12 protein-coding genes are annotated in these 14,986 nt (G+C 73.6%); 2 read left to right on the top strand and 10 right to left on the bottom strand.

All coding sequences use genetic code 11. From position 1 onward, the window contains the following. Window positions 1–45: 45 nt before the first annotated feature. The 9 genes from ABD262_RS17010 to ABD262_RS16970 form a co-directional block, all read right to left on the bottom strand. Window positions 46–1,137, bottom strand: a complete 1,092-nt coding sequence (locus ABD262_RS17010) for a uroporphyrinogen-III synthase (RefSeq protein ID WP_344140029.1) — start codon at window positions 1,135–1,137, stop codon at window positions 46–48. A gap of 20 nt (window positions 1,138–1,157) precedes the next feature. Continuing rightward, window positions 1,158–2,372 (bottom strand): uroporphyrinogen-III C-methyltransferase, encoded by a 1,215-nt coding sequence (gene cobA, locus ABD262_RS17005; RefSeq protein WP_344138775.1) that lies wholly within the window; start codon window positions 2,370–2,372, stop codon window positions 1,158–1,160. Next, window positions 2,369–2,824: a nitrite reductase small subunit NirD gene (gene nirD / locus ABD262_RS17000; protein ID WP_344138773.1), complete on the bottom strand. Its 456-nt coding sequence runs from the start codon at window positions 2,822–2,824 to the stop codon at window positions 2,369–2,371. The genes cobA and nirD overlap by 4 nt, the downstream gene beginning before the upstream one ends. Further along, complete coding sequence (gene nirB, locus ABD262_RS16995; RefSeq protein ID WP_344140026.1) at window positions 2,821–5,400, bottom strand: nitrite reductase large subunit NirB; 2,580 nt, start codon at window positions 5,398–5,400, stop codon at window positions 2,821–2,823. Before nirB ends, nirD begins: the two co-directional genes overlap by 4 nt. Window positions 5,401–5,410: 10 nt before the next feature. Next, entirely contained in the window at window positions 5,411–7,066 is a 1,656-nt protein-coding gene (locus ABD262_RS16990; RefSeq protein ID WP_344138771.1) for an FAD-dependent oxidoreductase, read from the bottom strand. After that, window positions 7,063–9,195, bottom strand: coding sequence for a molybdopterin oxidoreductase family protein (locus ABD262_RS16985; RefSeq protein ID WP_344140022.1), 2,133 nt, complete (start codon window positions 9,193–9,195; stop codon window positions 7,063–7,065). The genes ABD262_RS16990 and ABD262_RS16985 overlap by 4 nt, the downstream gene beginning before the upstream one ends. Window positions 9,196–9,301: 106 nt before the next feature. After that, window positions 9,302–10,681, bottom strand: coding sequence for an MFS transporter (locus ABD262_RS16980; protein ID WP_344138769.1), 1,380 nt, complete (start codon window positions 10,679–10,681; stop codon window positions 9,302–9,304). A gap of 99 nt (window positions 10,682–10,780) precedes the next feature. Then, on the bottom strand, window positions 10,781–11,251 hold the full coding sequence (locus ABD262_RS16975; protein WP_344138767.1) for a nitrite reductase (NAD(P)H) small subunit: 471 nt from the start codon (window positions 11,249–11,251) through the stop codon (window positions 10,781–10,783). 76 nt (window positions 11,252–11,327) lie between these two features. After that, a complete protein-coding gene (locus ABD262_RS16970; RefSeq protein WP_344138765.1) occupies window positions 11,328–11,912 on the bottom strand; it encodes an isochorismatase family protein in 585 nt (194 codons plus the stop codon). Between the two features lie 113 nt (window positions 11,913–12,025). Here ABD262_RS16970 and ABD262_RS16965 point away from each other — a divergent pair, with 113 nt between their 5' ends. After that, window positions 12,026–12,613, top strand: coding sequence for an RNA polymerase sigma factor (locus ABD262_RS16965; protein ID WP_344138763.1), 588 nt, complete (start codon window positions 12,026–12,028; stop codon window positions 12,611–12,613). Continuing rightward, entirely contained in the window at window positions 12,610–13,611 is a 1,002-nt protein-coding gene (locus tag ABD262_RS16960; RefSeq protein ID WP_344138761.1) for a hypothetical protein, read from the top strand. The genes ABD262_RS16965 and ABD262_RS16960 overlap by 4 nt, the downstream gene beginning before the upstream one ends. 59 nt (window positions 13,612–13,670) lie before the next feature. On the opposite strand, the gene ABD262_RS16955 is transcribed toward ABD262_RS16960, so the two are convergent. After that, a complete protein-coding gene (locus tag ABD262_RS16955; RefSeq protein ID WP_344138759.1) occupies window positions 13,671–14,966 on the bottom strand; it encodes a nicotinate phosphoribosyltransferase in 1,296 nt (431 codons plus the stop codon). Between the last annotated feature and the right edge of the window lie 20 nt (window positions 14,967–14,986).

Here is a 14,986-nt window from a genome sequence, read left to right as displayed (position 1 = left end):
AGGTCCGGTTGGACCAGGTCCGGTGGGACCAGGTCCGGTTCGAGCTCAGGTCGTGGTCAGCCGGTAGCCGCGCTTGACCACGGTCTTCACGACTCCCTTGTGCCCCATGGCTTCGCGCAGCCGCGCGATGGCCACCTCCGCCGCGTGCGGGTCGGTCGAGTCGCCGGGCAGGACCGACAGGACCTGGGCGCGGGTGACGACCTCGCCCCCGGCCTCGACCAGCACCCGCAGCACCTCGAGGCCGCTGGGCGACACCGGGAGGACGTGGTCGTCGAGCAGGGCCACCGTGCGCCGGACCTGGAGGCGACCGGCGGTCGTCTGGACCGCGGAGGTCTGTGCCTGCTCGTAGTGGTTGACCAGCGCGCGGACCAGGGCTCCGAGCCGACCGCGGTCGGGGACGATCGGCTGGATTCCTCTGTCCTGCAACGGCTTTGCGGTCACTGGTCCCACGGCGGCCACGACCATGGTGCCACTCTGGACCCGGGCCACGATCTCGGCCCCGACGCCCTGGGCATCCATCTCGGCCAGCCAGGCCGCCGCCCCGGGCGCGGAGGTGAAGACGGCGGCGTCGATCTCGCCGTCGGCAGCGGCGATGACCGACAGCTTGAGGGCCACCGGGTCGGGCGGGGGACCCCAGCGGTAGACGACGAGGCTGCGGACCTGTGCCCCGGCGGCGGCGAGCTCGGTGTCCAGGCCGTCGGCCCCGGCGCCGTGGTGCTGCACGGCGATCACCTGGTCGGTGACGCCCTCGGCCAGCAGCAGGTCGAGGATCTCGGCGCTCGTCTCCGACTCGGCCACCCAGTCCGCCTGGAGGCCGGCCGCCTGGATCGCCCCGTGGGCCTTGGGACCCCGCGCGATGACCCGCGCCCCCGCAAGCACCTGCACGAGCTGGTCGGCGAGGCCGGCCGCGTCGGCAGCCTCGACCCAGCCTCGGAACCCGATCCCCGTCGTGATGACCACGATGTCGGGTGGTGCGTCGAGGAGCTCCCGGGTGTGGGCCAGCAGCTCCTCGTCGTGCTCGTGGGGCACGATGCTCAGGGCCGGGGCGTGCCGCACCGTCGCACCGCGGCGGGTCAGCGCCGACGCCAGCTCACCCGAGCGGCGGTCGGCAGTCACCAGCACGACGCAGCCGGTCATGACCTGTCCCAGACGGGTGTTCACGGCGGTGCCGCCAGGAAGCCTTCGGCAGCCACGGCACCCACGACGACGACCGCGGGCGCACGGACCTGCCGCGCCGCGCAGGCTGCGGTGATGGTCGACAGGGTGCCTCGCGTGACCCGCTGCGTGGGGAGGCTGGCGTCCTCGATGACCGCCACCGGCACCTGCTCGGACGCCCCGGCTGCCAGCAGGCGGGCGACGTGGTCGGCCAGCAGGCTGATCCCCATCAGCACGACGAGGGTCGCCTCGCCGAGCACCACGGCGCCGACGGCGGTGTCGTCGAGGCGGCTGTGGCCGTGGGCGACGTGCACGGCGGCGACCGTGCCGCGGTGGGTGACGGGGATGCCGGCCGCCGCCGGAGCCGACAAGGCCGAGCTCACCCCCGGCACGACCTCGACCGGTATGCCGTGGGCCGCCAGGGCGAGCTCCTCCTCGCCGCCGCGCCCGAAGAGGAAGGGGTCGCCGCCCTTGAGGCGCACCACCAGCCGGCCGCGCAGGGCGTGGTCGACCAGGATGCGGTTGATCTCCTCCTGGGTCACAGCGTGCAGGCCGGGCGTCTTGCCGACGTCGACGACCTCGACGTCGGACGGCAGGTCCGCCAGGACGCTGTTCGGTCCCAGCCGGTCGGTCACCACCACGTCGGCCTCGGACAGCAGCCGACGGGCCCGCAGGGTCATCAGGTCGGCGGCCCCGGGTCCGCCACCCACCAGCACGACCCGTCCGCGGGCACCGCCCTGGCGGCGGCGGGCGCGCAGGTCGACCACTCCGGACTGCAGGGTCTGCTCGAGCTGGTCACGCACGGCCTTGGTGCGGTGGGGGTCGGCCGCGCCGGTCGACACGACCCCGACGAGCAGTCCGGCGTGCTCGGTGGTGGCGGGCGTGCGCGCGGTCCCGAGCTCGGCGTCGCTGGCGCAGACGCTCCACACGCGACGGGCGGTAGCCCACTGCGAGACCCGGGCGTTCGCGCCCGGGTCGCCGGTCGCGGCATGGACCAGCCAGGTGTCGGCGAGGTCACGTTCCTCGACCTCCCGGTCGACCCAGGCGACGGTGCCGTCGGAAACGGCGTCGACGAGGTCCTCGCAGAGCTGTGGGGCGACGACCGTGACGACGGCCCCGTCCCGTGCCAGGGCGGCGGCGCGTCGGGCGGCCACCGGGCCACCGCCGGCCACGACGACACGGCGGCCGGAGAGGTCCAGGCCGACGAGCGTCGTCATCCCGCACCGCCGGGCGGGGCGGAAGCGCTCAGGGCCACCCTGACCACCCCGTCGACGACGGTGGCCGGGTAGGACCGCAGGGGCTTGGGCTCCTGGCCCACGGCGTCGAGGCACGCACCGGTGCGCAGGTCGAACACCTGCTTGTACATCGGTGACGCGACGGTCGGCACGTCACCTCGACTCCCCACGATCCCTCGCGACATCACGTTGGCGGCGCTGTAGGGGTCGAGCTGCTGCACGGCATACACGTGGTCGTCGTGGGTGCGGAACAACGCCACCTGCACGCCGTCCAGGAAGGCGGCGGCGCCGCGCTCAGGCGACAGGTCACCCAGGACGCACACCTCGTGCCACGTCAGGGTGCCGTCGACCGCGACGACCGTCCCCGCGACCGTCCCGGTTCCCACCCCGGTTCCCACCTCGGTGCCCACCCCGGTGCCCACCTCCACGCTCATCGCCGCACCTCCAGCGTCGTGCCGGCGATCAGGACGCCCGTGTCGGCTCGCTCGGTCTCCGTGGCCGGGCGCGGTTGTCCGCGTTCGCTGACGTAGGCGAGCCGGTCGTCGGGCTGGTCGGGGGCGTTGACGAACGACCCGAAGCGCCGCAGGGTGTCGGGGTCGTCCAGGGCGGCGGCCCACTCGTCCTCGTAGCCGTCGACGTGACCGGCCATCGCGACGTCGAGGTCGGCGCCGATCCCGAGTGAGTCCTCGAGCACGACGGCCCGGATGGCGTCGAGGCCCCCCTCGTGGTCCTCCACCCAGGCTGCTGTCCGCTGGAGGCGGTCGGCGGTGCGCACGTAGTACATGAGGAACCGGTCGATCGTGCGCACCAGGGTCTCGGTGTCGAGGTCCTCGGCCAGGAGCTGGGCGTGCCGCGGGGTGAAGCCGCCGTTGCCACCCACGTAGAGGTTCCAGCCGTGGTCGGTCGCGATGACGCCGACGTCCTTGCCGCGGGCCTCGGCGCACTCGCGCGCGCAGCCGGACACCCCGAGCTTGAGCTTGTGGGGAGACCGGAGCCCGCGGTAGCGCAGCTCCAACGCGATGGCCAGCCCCACGGAGTCCTGCACGCCGTAGCGACACCACGTCGAGCCGACGCAGGACTTCACCGTGCGCAGCGACTTCCCGTAGGCGTGCCCGGACTCGAAGCCCGCGTCGACGAGTCGTTTCCAGATCTTCGGCAGCTGCTCGATGCGCGCCCCGAACAGGTCGATCCGCTGACCGCCGGTGATCTTGGTGTAGAGCCCGAAGTCCTTGGCGACCTCGCCGATGGCGATCAGGCCCTCGGGGGTCACCTCGCCCCCCGGGATGCGCGGGACCACGGAGTAGGAGCCGTCCTTCTGGAGGTTCGCCATCACGTGGTCGTTGGTGTCCTGCAACGAGGCCCGCTCGCCCTCGAGGATGTGACCGGTGCCGAGGGAGGCGAGGATCGAGCCGATGACCGGCTTGCAGATGTCGCAGCCGCGGCCGGTGCCGTGCCGGGCGATGATCTCGCTGAAGGTGGTCAGCCCCTGCACCCGCACGACGTCGAACAGCTGCGCCCGCGAGAGCTCGAAGTGCTCGCACAGCGCACTGCTGACCTCGATGCCCGACTTCTCCAGCTCGGTCGTGACGAGGCGCTTCACGAGGGGCAGGCAGGAGCCGCAGCTCGTCCCGGCGCGGGTGCAGGCCTTCACCCCGGCCAGGTCGGTGCAGCCCGCGTCGGTCACCGCACAGCGGATCGCGCCGGCCGTGACGTTGTTGCAGGAGCAGACCGACGCGTCGTCGGGCAGGTCGCCGGCCGGGGCGGGCGCGGCCCCTTCGGGGAGCAGGTAGGCCGCGGGGTCGGCACCCAGGGCGCGGCCCACCATGGGGCGGAGCGCGGCGTACGCGCTGGCGTCACCGACGAGGATGCCGCCACGCAGCGTGCGGGCGTCATCCGACATCACGAGCTTCTTGTAGACCCCTGCAACGGGGTCCGAGATGACCACCTCGAGGCCGCCGGGCTCGGCGGCGAAGGCGTCGCCGAAGGAAGCGACGTCGACGCCGAGCAGCTTGAGCTTGGTGGACCGGTCGGCGCCCGGGAAGGTGCCCTCCCCGCCGAGCAGCCGGTCGGCCACGATCTCCGCCATCGTGTAACCGGGGGCGACCAGGCCGAGGGTGCGGCCACCGATGCAGGCGACCTCGCCCACGGCCCAGACGGCCGGGTCGCTCGTCGCGCAGGCGTCGTCGACGACCACCCCGCCGCGCTCGCCGACCTCGAGGCCGGACTCCCGGGCGAGCTCGTCGCGCGGCCGGACGCCGACGGCGAAGACGACCACGTCGACGTCGAGCGGTGCCCCGTCGGCGAACTCCATCCGGGCGACCCGCCCGAGCCGTCCCACGATCTTGGCGGTGGCGGTGCCCGTCCGGACCGTGACACCCAGGGCCTCGATGAGCCGGCGCAGCGCCTCCCCGCCCCCTTCGTCGACCTGCAGTGGCATCAGGCGCGGCGCGAACTCGACGACGGTCGTGTGCACGTCCAGGGCGGTGAGTGCGCCGGCCGCCTCCAACCCGAGCAGGCCGCCGCCGACGACGGCTCCGCGCAGGGGGCGACCCACCTCGGTGCGAAGGCTCTCGACGTAGGTGCGGAGACCGGCGACGTCGTCGATGGTGCGGTAGACGAACGCCCCGCGGAGGTCCTTGCCCGGGACCGGGGGCACGGCGGCATACGAACCGGTGGCCAGCACGAGGGAGTCGTAGGGGACGACCCGGCCGTCGGAGGTGCTGACCGTGCGGGCCTCGCGGTCGACCGAGGTCGCGGCGACGCCGCGGCGCAGCGTCACCAGCGGGTCGTCCCAGAGCTCCTGGCCGCCCAGCGCCAGGTCGTCGGGGTCACGTCCGGTGAAGTACGACGTCAGGGCGACCCGGTCGTAGGGGGCGCGGGGCTCCTCGCAGAGCAGCGTCACCGCCCACCGGCCGTCCACGTCGCGGGAGCGCAGGGCGTCCACCAGCCGGCGCGCGACCATGCCGCCGCCGACGACGACGAGCTGGCGGGGAGACGTGGGCTGGACCATGGCGGCCACGTTAGGAGCCTGCCGTTTCGGTGCTGTGGATCATGTGTTTCCCCTTCGTTACGTGGTTCTCTCCGGTGCCGGCGCCGTCGGGTGAGGACGCGGGCGTCAGCCAGTCGAGGAGGGCGCAGACGTCGTCGCGGCAGCCGCCGCAACCGGTCGTCGCGCGGGTGGCGGTGGCGATGTCGGCGGCGCTGGTCGCGCCGCCGTGGACGCTCGCGGCGATGTCGGCCTTGGTCACGCCGTTGCACCGGCAGACCGTGGTGTCGTCGGCGAGGTCGGCGGGGGAGGTGGGCCCGGCGGCCGGGTGCGGCGCGAGGGCCGGCAGCAGCAGGTATGCCGGGTCGGCCGGCACCGGCGTGCGCCGGGTGTACGTCGTGACCAGGTCGGCAGCGACGGCGCCGGCGCCCACACACGTGGCGCCGACCAGGCGACCCCCGGACACGACCACCTCGACGTGCCGACCGACGTCGGGGTCGCTGAGGCGCAGGGTCCGCTGGGCCGGGTCGTCCGCCCTGTCCGACCCGCACACGCCCATGGTCACCACGTCGAGGCCGTGGGCCTTGAGCCGCACCACGTCGCTGCCGGAGGTCGACGACCGAGGAGCCCGGCCGGTGCTGAGCGGCCTGGCGGTGGAGCCGTTGGCGGCGACGCCGGGGGAGGAGCTGTGGGAGGAGCCGAAGGAGGCGCTGGCGGAGGCGACGGACTCGCGGCAGAGGTGGGCGGCGAGCCGTCGGGACTGTTCCCAGCCCTGGGCCACCAGCCCCGTGCCGCCCTCCGGCGGCTGCGCGCAGTCGCCGATCGCGAACACCCGGTGGTCGTCGGGAGAGCGGAGGTCGTCGTCCACCACGACCCCGCGGTCCACCGTCAACCCCGCGCCGGCCGCGAGCGAGGTGCTGGGCACGGTGCCGGTCGCGAGCACCAGGAGGTCGGCCGGGACGAGCTCGCCGTCGTCGAGCCGCAGTCCGGTCAGGTGGCCGCCCTCGACGACGGCACTGGTGGCCCCGACACCGACGCGCTGGTCGATGCCGAGGCGCGCCATCGCGAGCTCGACGACCCGCCCGGCCGCGGCGTCGAGCTGGCGCTCCATGAGCGTGCTCGCGGGGTGCACCACGGTGACGACGACCCCACGCCGGGCCAGGCCGCAGGCCGCCTCCATCCCCAACACGCCCCCGCCGAGCACCACGGCCCGCCTGGCGTTGAGGGTGGCGGCCACCACCTCACGCGCGTCGTCGATGGTGCGCAGCGCGTGGACGCCGGCGGTCAGGTGGTCGCCACCCCGGTGTCGGTCGTGGCCGTGCTGTTGGTCTCGGCTGCGCAGCCCGTCGAGCGGGGGGACCCGGGCCGCCGAACCGGTCGCGAGCACGAGCCGGTCGTAGCGCAGGCGTCGGCCGTCGCTGGTGACGACGACGCGGTCCTCGCGGTCTAGGTGCGCGGCGGGTTGGCCGCGCAGGACCGTCAGTCGGGGGCTGGTGGGGGTGGGCAGGGTGAGGGCCGCGAGGTCGTGCTTGCCCGCCACGACCTCACTCAGCAGCACGCGGTTGTAGGGCTCGCACGCCTCCTCCCCGACCACGGTGACGTCGTAGCGGCCACTGGTGTCGGCGGCGAGCAGGTCCTCGACGAACCGCGAGCCGACCATCCCGTTGCCGACGACGACCAGGCGCGTCATGCCGGCACCCCCGACGTCGCCGCGCGAGACCCTGCGCCCTGCACCCGCGCCGAGGTGACCTCGACGGCGCAGACCTTGAACTCCGGCATGCCCGAGACGGGGTCGGTCGCGTCGGTGGTGAGCCGGTTGACGCTGCCGGTGCCGGCCCAGTGGAACGGCACGAACACCGTGTCGGGGCGGATCGAGTCGGTCACCCTCGCGGGGACGGCCAGCGATCCCCGGCCCGTGGTCAGGCGCACCTGCTCACCGTCCGCGACCCCGATCCGTGCGGCGAGCAGGGGGTGGAGCTCGGCGAAGGCACCGGGCACGGCTCCCGCGAGGGCAGGCACCCTGCGGGTCTGGGCGCCAGACTGGTAGTGCTGCAGGACCCGACCGGTGACGAGGTAGAGAGGGGCGTCGGGCCGCAGGTCGTCGGCCGGCCCGCCGTGGTCGACCGCGACCATCAGGGCCCGGCCGTCAGCGGTGGGGAAGGACTCGGCGAAGAGGCGTGGCGTGCCCGCATGGTTGGGCTCCTCGTCGCCGGTGGCGGGGCAGGGCCAGTACAGCGCCTCGCCGCGGTCGAGCCGCGCGTGGCTGAGGCCGCTGTAGTCGGCTCGGCCCCCACGGCTGGCCCGCGCGAGCTCGTCGAAGACCAGGCTCGGCTCGGTGTCCCAGGTGCCGGCCGCCCCGAGCCGCGAGGCGAGCTGGGCCCACACCCACAGCTCGCTGCGCACCCCGGCCGGGGCGTCGACGACCTTGCGGCGCCGGATGACGCGGCCCTCGAGCGAGGTCATGGTGCCCTCCTCCTCCGCCCATTGGGTGACGGGTAGGACGACGTCGGCGAGCAGCGCCGTCTCGGAGGGGACGAAGTCGCAGACCACGAGGAGGTCGAGCGAGCGCAGCCGGTCGGCCACCGGCTGGGCGTTGGGGGCACTCACGACGAGGTTGGAGCCGTGCACGAGCAGGGCGCGCGGGCCACCGGGGCGGCCCAGTGAGGCGAGCAGCTCGACGGCCGGCTTCCCCTTGCCCGGCAACGTCCCTGGTGGCACACCCCAGACCCGCGCCACGTGGGCGCGTGCGGCGGGGTCGTCGATCATGCGGTAGCCCGGCAGCTGGTCGGCCTTCTGTCCGTGCTCGCGCCCCCCTTGGCCGTTGCCCTGCCCGGTCACCGCGCCGTACCCGCTGCCCACGCGGCCGGGCAGTCCCAGCAGGAGGGCGAGGTTGATCGCGGCGGAGACCGTTGCCGTCCCCTGGCGGGACTGCTCGACACCCCGCCCGGTGAGGACGAAGGCGCCGCGGCCAGCCTGCGCGGGACTCGCGGCGGCCAGCCGCCGGGCAGCCTCGCGCAGCGTCCCCGCAGGGACTCCGCACACCTGCTCGGCTCGCTCCGGCCACCACGCGGTGCAGCGCTGGCGCACGTCCGCGAGACCGCTGGTGCGGGCAGCCAGGTAGTCGTCGTCCGTGAGGTGCTCCGAGAGCAGGACGTGGGCGATCGCGAGCAGCACCACGAGGTCGGTGCCGGGCAACGGCTGCAGGTGCAGCCCCTGGCCGTCCTTCGTGAGGTCTGCCGTGGCGCTGCGGCGCGGGTCGACGACCACGAGCCCGCCACGGCGACGCACCTCGGACAGGTGGGCGACGGAGGGTGGCATCGTCTCGGCGAGGTTGCTGCCCAACAGCAGGACGGCGTCGGCGCCGGTGAGGTCGGTCAGCGGGAAGGGCAGGCCGCGGTCGATGCCCAGGGAGCGGTTCGCTGCCGCAGCCGCGCTGCTCATGCAGAACCGTCCGTTGTAGTCGACGTTCGCCGTGCCGAGCGCCACGCGGGCGAACTTGCCCAGCTGGTAGGCCTTCTCGTTGGTCAGGCCGCCGCCACCGAACACGGCCACGGCATCTGCGCCGTCGTCCGCGCGGATCCGGCGGAGCCGGTCCGCCACGAGGTCCAGGGCCTCGTCCCAGCCGGCCGCCGCCAGCTCGCCGTCGGCCCCGCGCACGAGCGGTGCGGTCAGTCGGTCGGGGGTCACCAGCAGCTCGCCGCTCGTCCATCCCTTCTGGCACAGGCCTCCCCGGTTCGTCGGGAAGGCCCGGCCCTCGACGGTGACGCCGTCGGCACCGTCGAGCCCGGGGGCGGCCGTGAGGGTCTGGGCGCACTGCAGGGCGCAGTACGGGCAGTGGGTGGCGACACCCGGGCTCCCCGTGGTGCTGCCGCGGGGAGTCGGGTTGCCGGTGGCGTGCGGCGTCGGGGTCACTGGGCTTCCTGGTTCAGACGGTCTCGGCGGCGAGGGCGGAACCGCGCCGCGCGTACACGGCATACGTCGTCGTCGCCATGAGGGCGTAGGCGACCACGAACACCCAGAGGGCTGGGACCAGCGACCCGTACTGCGCCTTGGCCATCGCGAAGCCGCGAGGGATGAAGAAGCCTCCGTAGGCACCCACCGCGCCGGCGATGCCGATGCACCCGGCGGCCGTCTTGCGAGCCAGGGGGAGCCGCTCGGCGCTGACTCCGGCCCGGAAGACGGCCGGGATCATCCGGTAGGTGGCGCCGTTGCCGATCCCGGCCCCGACGAACAGGACCAGGAACGACCCGAAGAACACGACGAAGCTGTGGGACTCCAGGCCCTCGATCGCTCCCACCGCACCCACCATCAGCAGGGTGAACGAGGCGATCGTGACGCGGGCGCCGCCGAGCCGGTCGGCCACCATGCCACCGAGCGGTCGGGTCAGCGCCCCGATCAGGGCGCCAAGGAAGGCGATGGTGGTCGGCGTCTCGGGGAACTGGGTCTTGAGCAGGGTCGGGAAGGCCCCCGAGTAGCCGATGAACGACCCGAAGGTCCCGATGTAGAGGAACGAGATGATCCACGTGTGCCGGTTGCGGGTGGCTGCGGCGAAGCTGCGGTAGTCGGCCCTGGCGCCGGTCAGGTTGTCCATGCCGCGCCAGGCCAGGACGGCGGCGAGGAGGGCCAGCGGGATGAACATCAGCCCCGCCCGGTCGAGGTGCGTGCCGGCGCCGACGGCGATGACCGCCGGGACCACCAGCTGCACGAGACCGGTGCCCAGGTTGCCGCCGGCTGCGTTGAGCCCCAGCGCCTTGCCCTTCTCCGCCTCAGGGAAGAAGAAGGAGATGTTGGTCATCGACGAGGCGAAGTTGCCGCCACCGAAACCGGCGAGGGCCGCGCAGGCGAGCAGCAGCCCGAACGACGACGTCGGGTCGCTGACGACCCACGCGAGGGCCGACGCCGGCAGGAGCAGCAGCAGCGCCGAGATGATCGTCCAGTTGCGGCCGCCGAAGCGCGGCACCGCGAACGTGTAGGGGATCCGCACCGTCGCCCCGACCAGGCTGGGCACTGCGATGAGCCAGAACTGCTGGTCGAGGGTCAGGCTGAAGCCCGCCCCGGGGAGTAGTGGCACGACCACGCTCCACAGGGCCCAGACACAGAAGCCGAGGAACTCGGCGAACACGGACAGGGTGAGGTTGCGGCGGGCAATCGCGCGGCCGCCGCCGCGCCAGAAGGTGGGGTCCTCGGGATCCCAGTGGTCGATCCAGCGTCCGCTGCGGTGCGTTGGCGCAGCCGTCGGGGTCGTGCCGCTCGACGTGGTCGACGACGTGGTGGTGGTCGGCTCGGGGCTCAGGTTCGTGGTCACGCAGTCAGCGTGGCAACAGCGTGTTTCCCGACCGGGCGGCTGCCGTAAAGCCTCCGTAACCATTGCCGCACAAGCGGTCTACGGTGGCTGTGAGAAGTTCTACGCGCTGACCGCGGCGGCGACCGCACGGTCGGCTCGCAGGGCGGCCAGGTCGAGGTGCACGACGTCCGCGACCACCTCCACGGGGACGGTGCGCAGGCGCAGCTGGGGGAGGTCCACCGCGTTCAGGCAGGCGCCGGTCCGCAGGTCGAACACCAGGTGGTACATCGGCGACACGACCACCGGGGTGCGCCCGACGCGTGACATCCGGCCGCCGGCGACCCCGCACCCGGTGTAGGGGTTGCGGTCCTCGACCGCCCAGACGCGGTCGTCGGCGCGGAACAGCGCGAGGGCCACCCCCGCGACCGTGAAGGCCGCACCGTGCCGGGTCGGCACGTGCTTGAGGCTGCAGAGGGCCACCAGCTGGGGCGCCACCAGCTGGGGCGCGACCCGCTGGGGCGGCACCCGCGTCGACGCCATCCGCGCGGGGGTCGGCCGCGGTCCGGCGGCACCATCGGGGTCCTCGTCCACGCCGTCACGCTAGGCACCGGCTGTTTCGCGGTGAGGGTGCCCGTGTGACGTCCCTGTAAACCCTCGACCGGAGGGGTCAGACCGGTGCGCCGGTCGTCTCGACTCCAGCGGCGGCCAGCTCGGCCAGGGCGGCCCGTGTGGTGTCGGGGGCGACCCCCGCGGTCAGGTCGAGCAGCACCGTCGTCTCGAAGCCCTCGTCCGCGGAGTCGAGTGCCGTGGCCCGGACGCAGTGGTCGGTGGCGATCCCCACGACGTCGACCTGCTCGATGGCCCGCTCGCGGAGCCAGTCCGCGAGCGCGACCCGGCGGTCCGCCTCGACGGTGAACCCCTCGAAACCGCTGTAGGCGGCGCTGTGGTGGCCCTTGCGGAAGATCGCCTCGACGTGCTCGAACGCGGGCTCGGCGGCAGGGTGGAACAGCGCGCCGTCGCTGCCGACCCGGCAGTGCGCCGGCCAGCTGTCCACGAAGTCGGGGTGGCTCGAGAAGTGCGGTCCGGGGTCCTCGTGCCAGTCGGCGGTGGCGACGATCGCGGCGTAGTCGTCGAGGTGGGCGAGCACGAGTTCGCTCACCCGCCGGGCCACCTCGGCCCCGCCGGCGACGGGCAGCGAACCGCCCTCGCAGAAGTCGTTCTGCACGTCGACGATGACCAGCGCACGGCTCATCACCCCACGCTACTTCGGCGTCGCGCCCCAGATGCCTCCCGGGTGCCGGTAACGCCTGCGCCCCTTCCGGACATGTCCGGGATGTCAGACTCACCGCCGTGGAGGGGGACCCGATGAGCTCGCCCGAGGAGCTGTTCTCGCAGCTGTTCGAACGAACGCACGTGGCACTGCTGGGGTATGCCGTGCGTCGGGTCGGCGACCCGGCCGATGCTGCCGACGTGGTCGCGGAGACCTACCTGGTGGCGTGGCGCCGGCTCGAGGACGTGCCGACGGGACCCGAGGCGAGGCCCTGGCTGTTCGGCGTCGCCCGACGGGTGCTGGCCAACCACTACCGGGGCGAGCGGCGGCGGCTCGCGCTGGCCGACCGCCTCAGGGACTCGCTGCACCAGGCCGTGCCACCGCCCGAGGTGCACGAGCCGACCCTCGTCGAGCGAGCGGTGGAGCGGCTGGGCGACGACGACCGCGAGCTGCTGCACCTGTTGGCGTGGGAGGAGCTCGCCCGTGAGGAGATCGCGGTGGCCATGGGGCTGACGCGCGCTGCTGTCCGGGTGCGGCTCCACCGGGCTCGCGCACGCCTTCGTGAAGCGATGCGCGACATCGAGCAGGAGATGGAAGGCGTTGCGGTGCAACGGATCACGGTATCCGGACATGAATCTCACAGATGGGCGACCGCCCGTCGCGGGACCGAGGAGATCTCATGAACGACCACGAGCTGGTGCAGGCCCTGAGGGACACGCGCAGGGCCGACGACGCCGGGATCGCCGCGGTGACCGACCGACACGCGCTCGTCGCGATGCGAGAGGGGATCACCATGACCGACAGGCACGCCACACCGACGACCGAGGTGCCGCGGAGGGGTCGACGCCTCGGTCGTCGTGGCCTCGTCTCCGGGGCGCTCGCCCTGACCCTCGTGGGCGGCGGAGCGGCCTATGCCGTCTCGCAGCTCGCGGACACCCCGACCCTCGACCGGCTCAACTGCGCGGAGGCCATGACCCTCGACGCGGACGGCGTCCACCTCACTGGTGCCGTCGACGGGGCCGCGGCGAGCGGCGACGACCTCGCCGACTGTGCGCAGCTCCGGGCGGATGCGGGTCGGGCGGCGTTGGCCGACCCCTACGCCTTCGTCTACCAGGGCACGCACTACGTGGTCAGCCGGGCGGGTGTCCCACCGGAGGTGGTGCGTGGGGCGCAGGAATCCCGGCCGGCCGCCCAGCAGTCGGCCGTGCTGGAGCTCGAGGCTGCGATGGACGACTGGGTCGATGGGCCGAAGGAGCGGTGCCTCACGGTCGACGAGGCGACGAAGTACGCCCGGACGACGTTGGCGCGGATCGGTCTGCCGGGCTGGACGACGCGGGTCTTCGAGGATCCGCAGAACCCGACGCCCGGACCGTGCTCGACCCTCGTCGTGTTCGCCGACCAGCACGTCGTCGAGGTGCGCGAGCACAGCCGCCCGCCGATCGCCGAGGACCCGGACGACATCGCGCCGGCCGTCTTCACGACCGCACGGGGGCTGCGGACGCAGATCGCCACCCGGTGCCTGGCACTGCCGGAGGCGAAGCGCGTCGCGCGCACCCTCGTCGACAGCCTCGACGAGGTGACCACAGTCCCCGACGAGACCGCGTCCTGCACCCGCGTCGACATGGTCGTCGGCGGCACCATCGTCGTGACCCTGCGTGGCCCCTCGGTCGCCCGTCCGTGACCGGGGCCGACGGCGGGTCGGGAGAGTCCGACCCGTCGTCGGACGGCCGCGGCCCGGGTTCAGTCCTCGTAGACCGTGGGGATGACCGGCTCACCGCGCTGCAGCCGCAGCGCCGCCACGGGCAGTTCGGCGAGCGACGCCGCGTGCCGCTCTCGGGCGTCCTCGAGGGTCGACGTGGAGACGGTGCGTCCGGCTGCCATCAGCGGGACGAGCAGCGGGCGGTCGTCGCCGTCGTCGACGGGCGGCTCGCCGATGCCGAGCACCTCGGCCTCGGCGACACCCTTGGCGTTCCGCCTGCGCAACGCGTACTTGCGACCAGCCACCGACGCCTTGTCCTTGCTCTTCTTGGCGACCCCGACCATCACGTCGTCGTCGTCGGTGCGAGCCACCAGCTTGTAGACCATGCCGGCGGTCGGAGCGCCGGAGCCGGTCACCAGCGAGGTGCCCACGCCGTAGCGGTCCACCGGACCGGCTGCCAGCGCGGCGATGGCGTACTCGTCGAGGTCACTGGTCACCACGATCTGGGTCTGCGTGGCGCCGAGCCGGTCGAGCTGTTCGCGCACGTCGCGCGCCTGCACGAGCAGGTCGCCCGAGTCCAGGCGCACCCCGCCGAGCTCGGAGCCGGCCAGCTCGACCGCGAGCGCGACGGCAGTGGGCACGTCGTAGGTGTCGACGAGCAGCGTCGTGCCCTTGCCGAGCGCCGCGATCTGGGCCGTGAAGGCCTCCCGTTCGTCGTCGTGCAGGAGGGTGAAGGCGTGCGCGGCGGTCCCGGCCGTGGGCACCCCGAACCGCCGTCCGGCCTCCAGGTTGGAGGTGGTGGCGAACCCGGCGAGGTATGCCGCGCGGGCGGCGGCCACCGCCGCCTCCTCGTGCGTGCGGCGCGACCCCATCTCGATGCAGGGCCGGTCGCCCGCCGCCGACGTCATCCGCGAGGCCGCGGAGGCGATCGCGCTGTCGTGGTTGAGGATGCTGAGGACGAGCGTCTCCAGCACCACCCCGTGCGCGAAGTCGGACTCGACCACGAGCACCGGTGAGCCGGGGAAGTAGCACTCGCCCTCGGCATACCCCCAGACGTCGCCGTCGAAGCGGTAGTCGGCGAGGAAGTCCAGGGTGGTCGCGTCCACGACGTCACGCAGGTGCTCGAGCTCGTCGTCCGCGAAGCGGAACCGCTCGATCGCGTCGAGCAGCCGGCCGGTGCCGGCGACGACGCCGTAGCGACGGCCGTCGGGCAACCGGCGGGCGAAGACCTCGAAGACGCAGCGGCGCGAGGCGGCCCCGCTGCGCAGGGCGGCCTCGAGCATGGTGAGCTCGTAGTGGTCGGTCAGCAGCGCGGTGCTGGGGGATCGTGGCGTCACGTCGGCAGCCTAAGGTGGAC

The organism is Pedococcus bigeumensis (assembly GCF_039531795.1).
Classification (GTDB): domain Bacteria; phylum Actinomycetota; class Actinomycetes; order Actinomycetales; family Dermatophilaceae; genus Pedococcus; species Pedococcus bigeumensis.
Note: the sequence above shows the minus strand (reverse complement) of the source record. Positions and strands in the feature narration are given on the sequence as shown.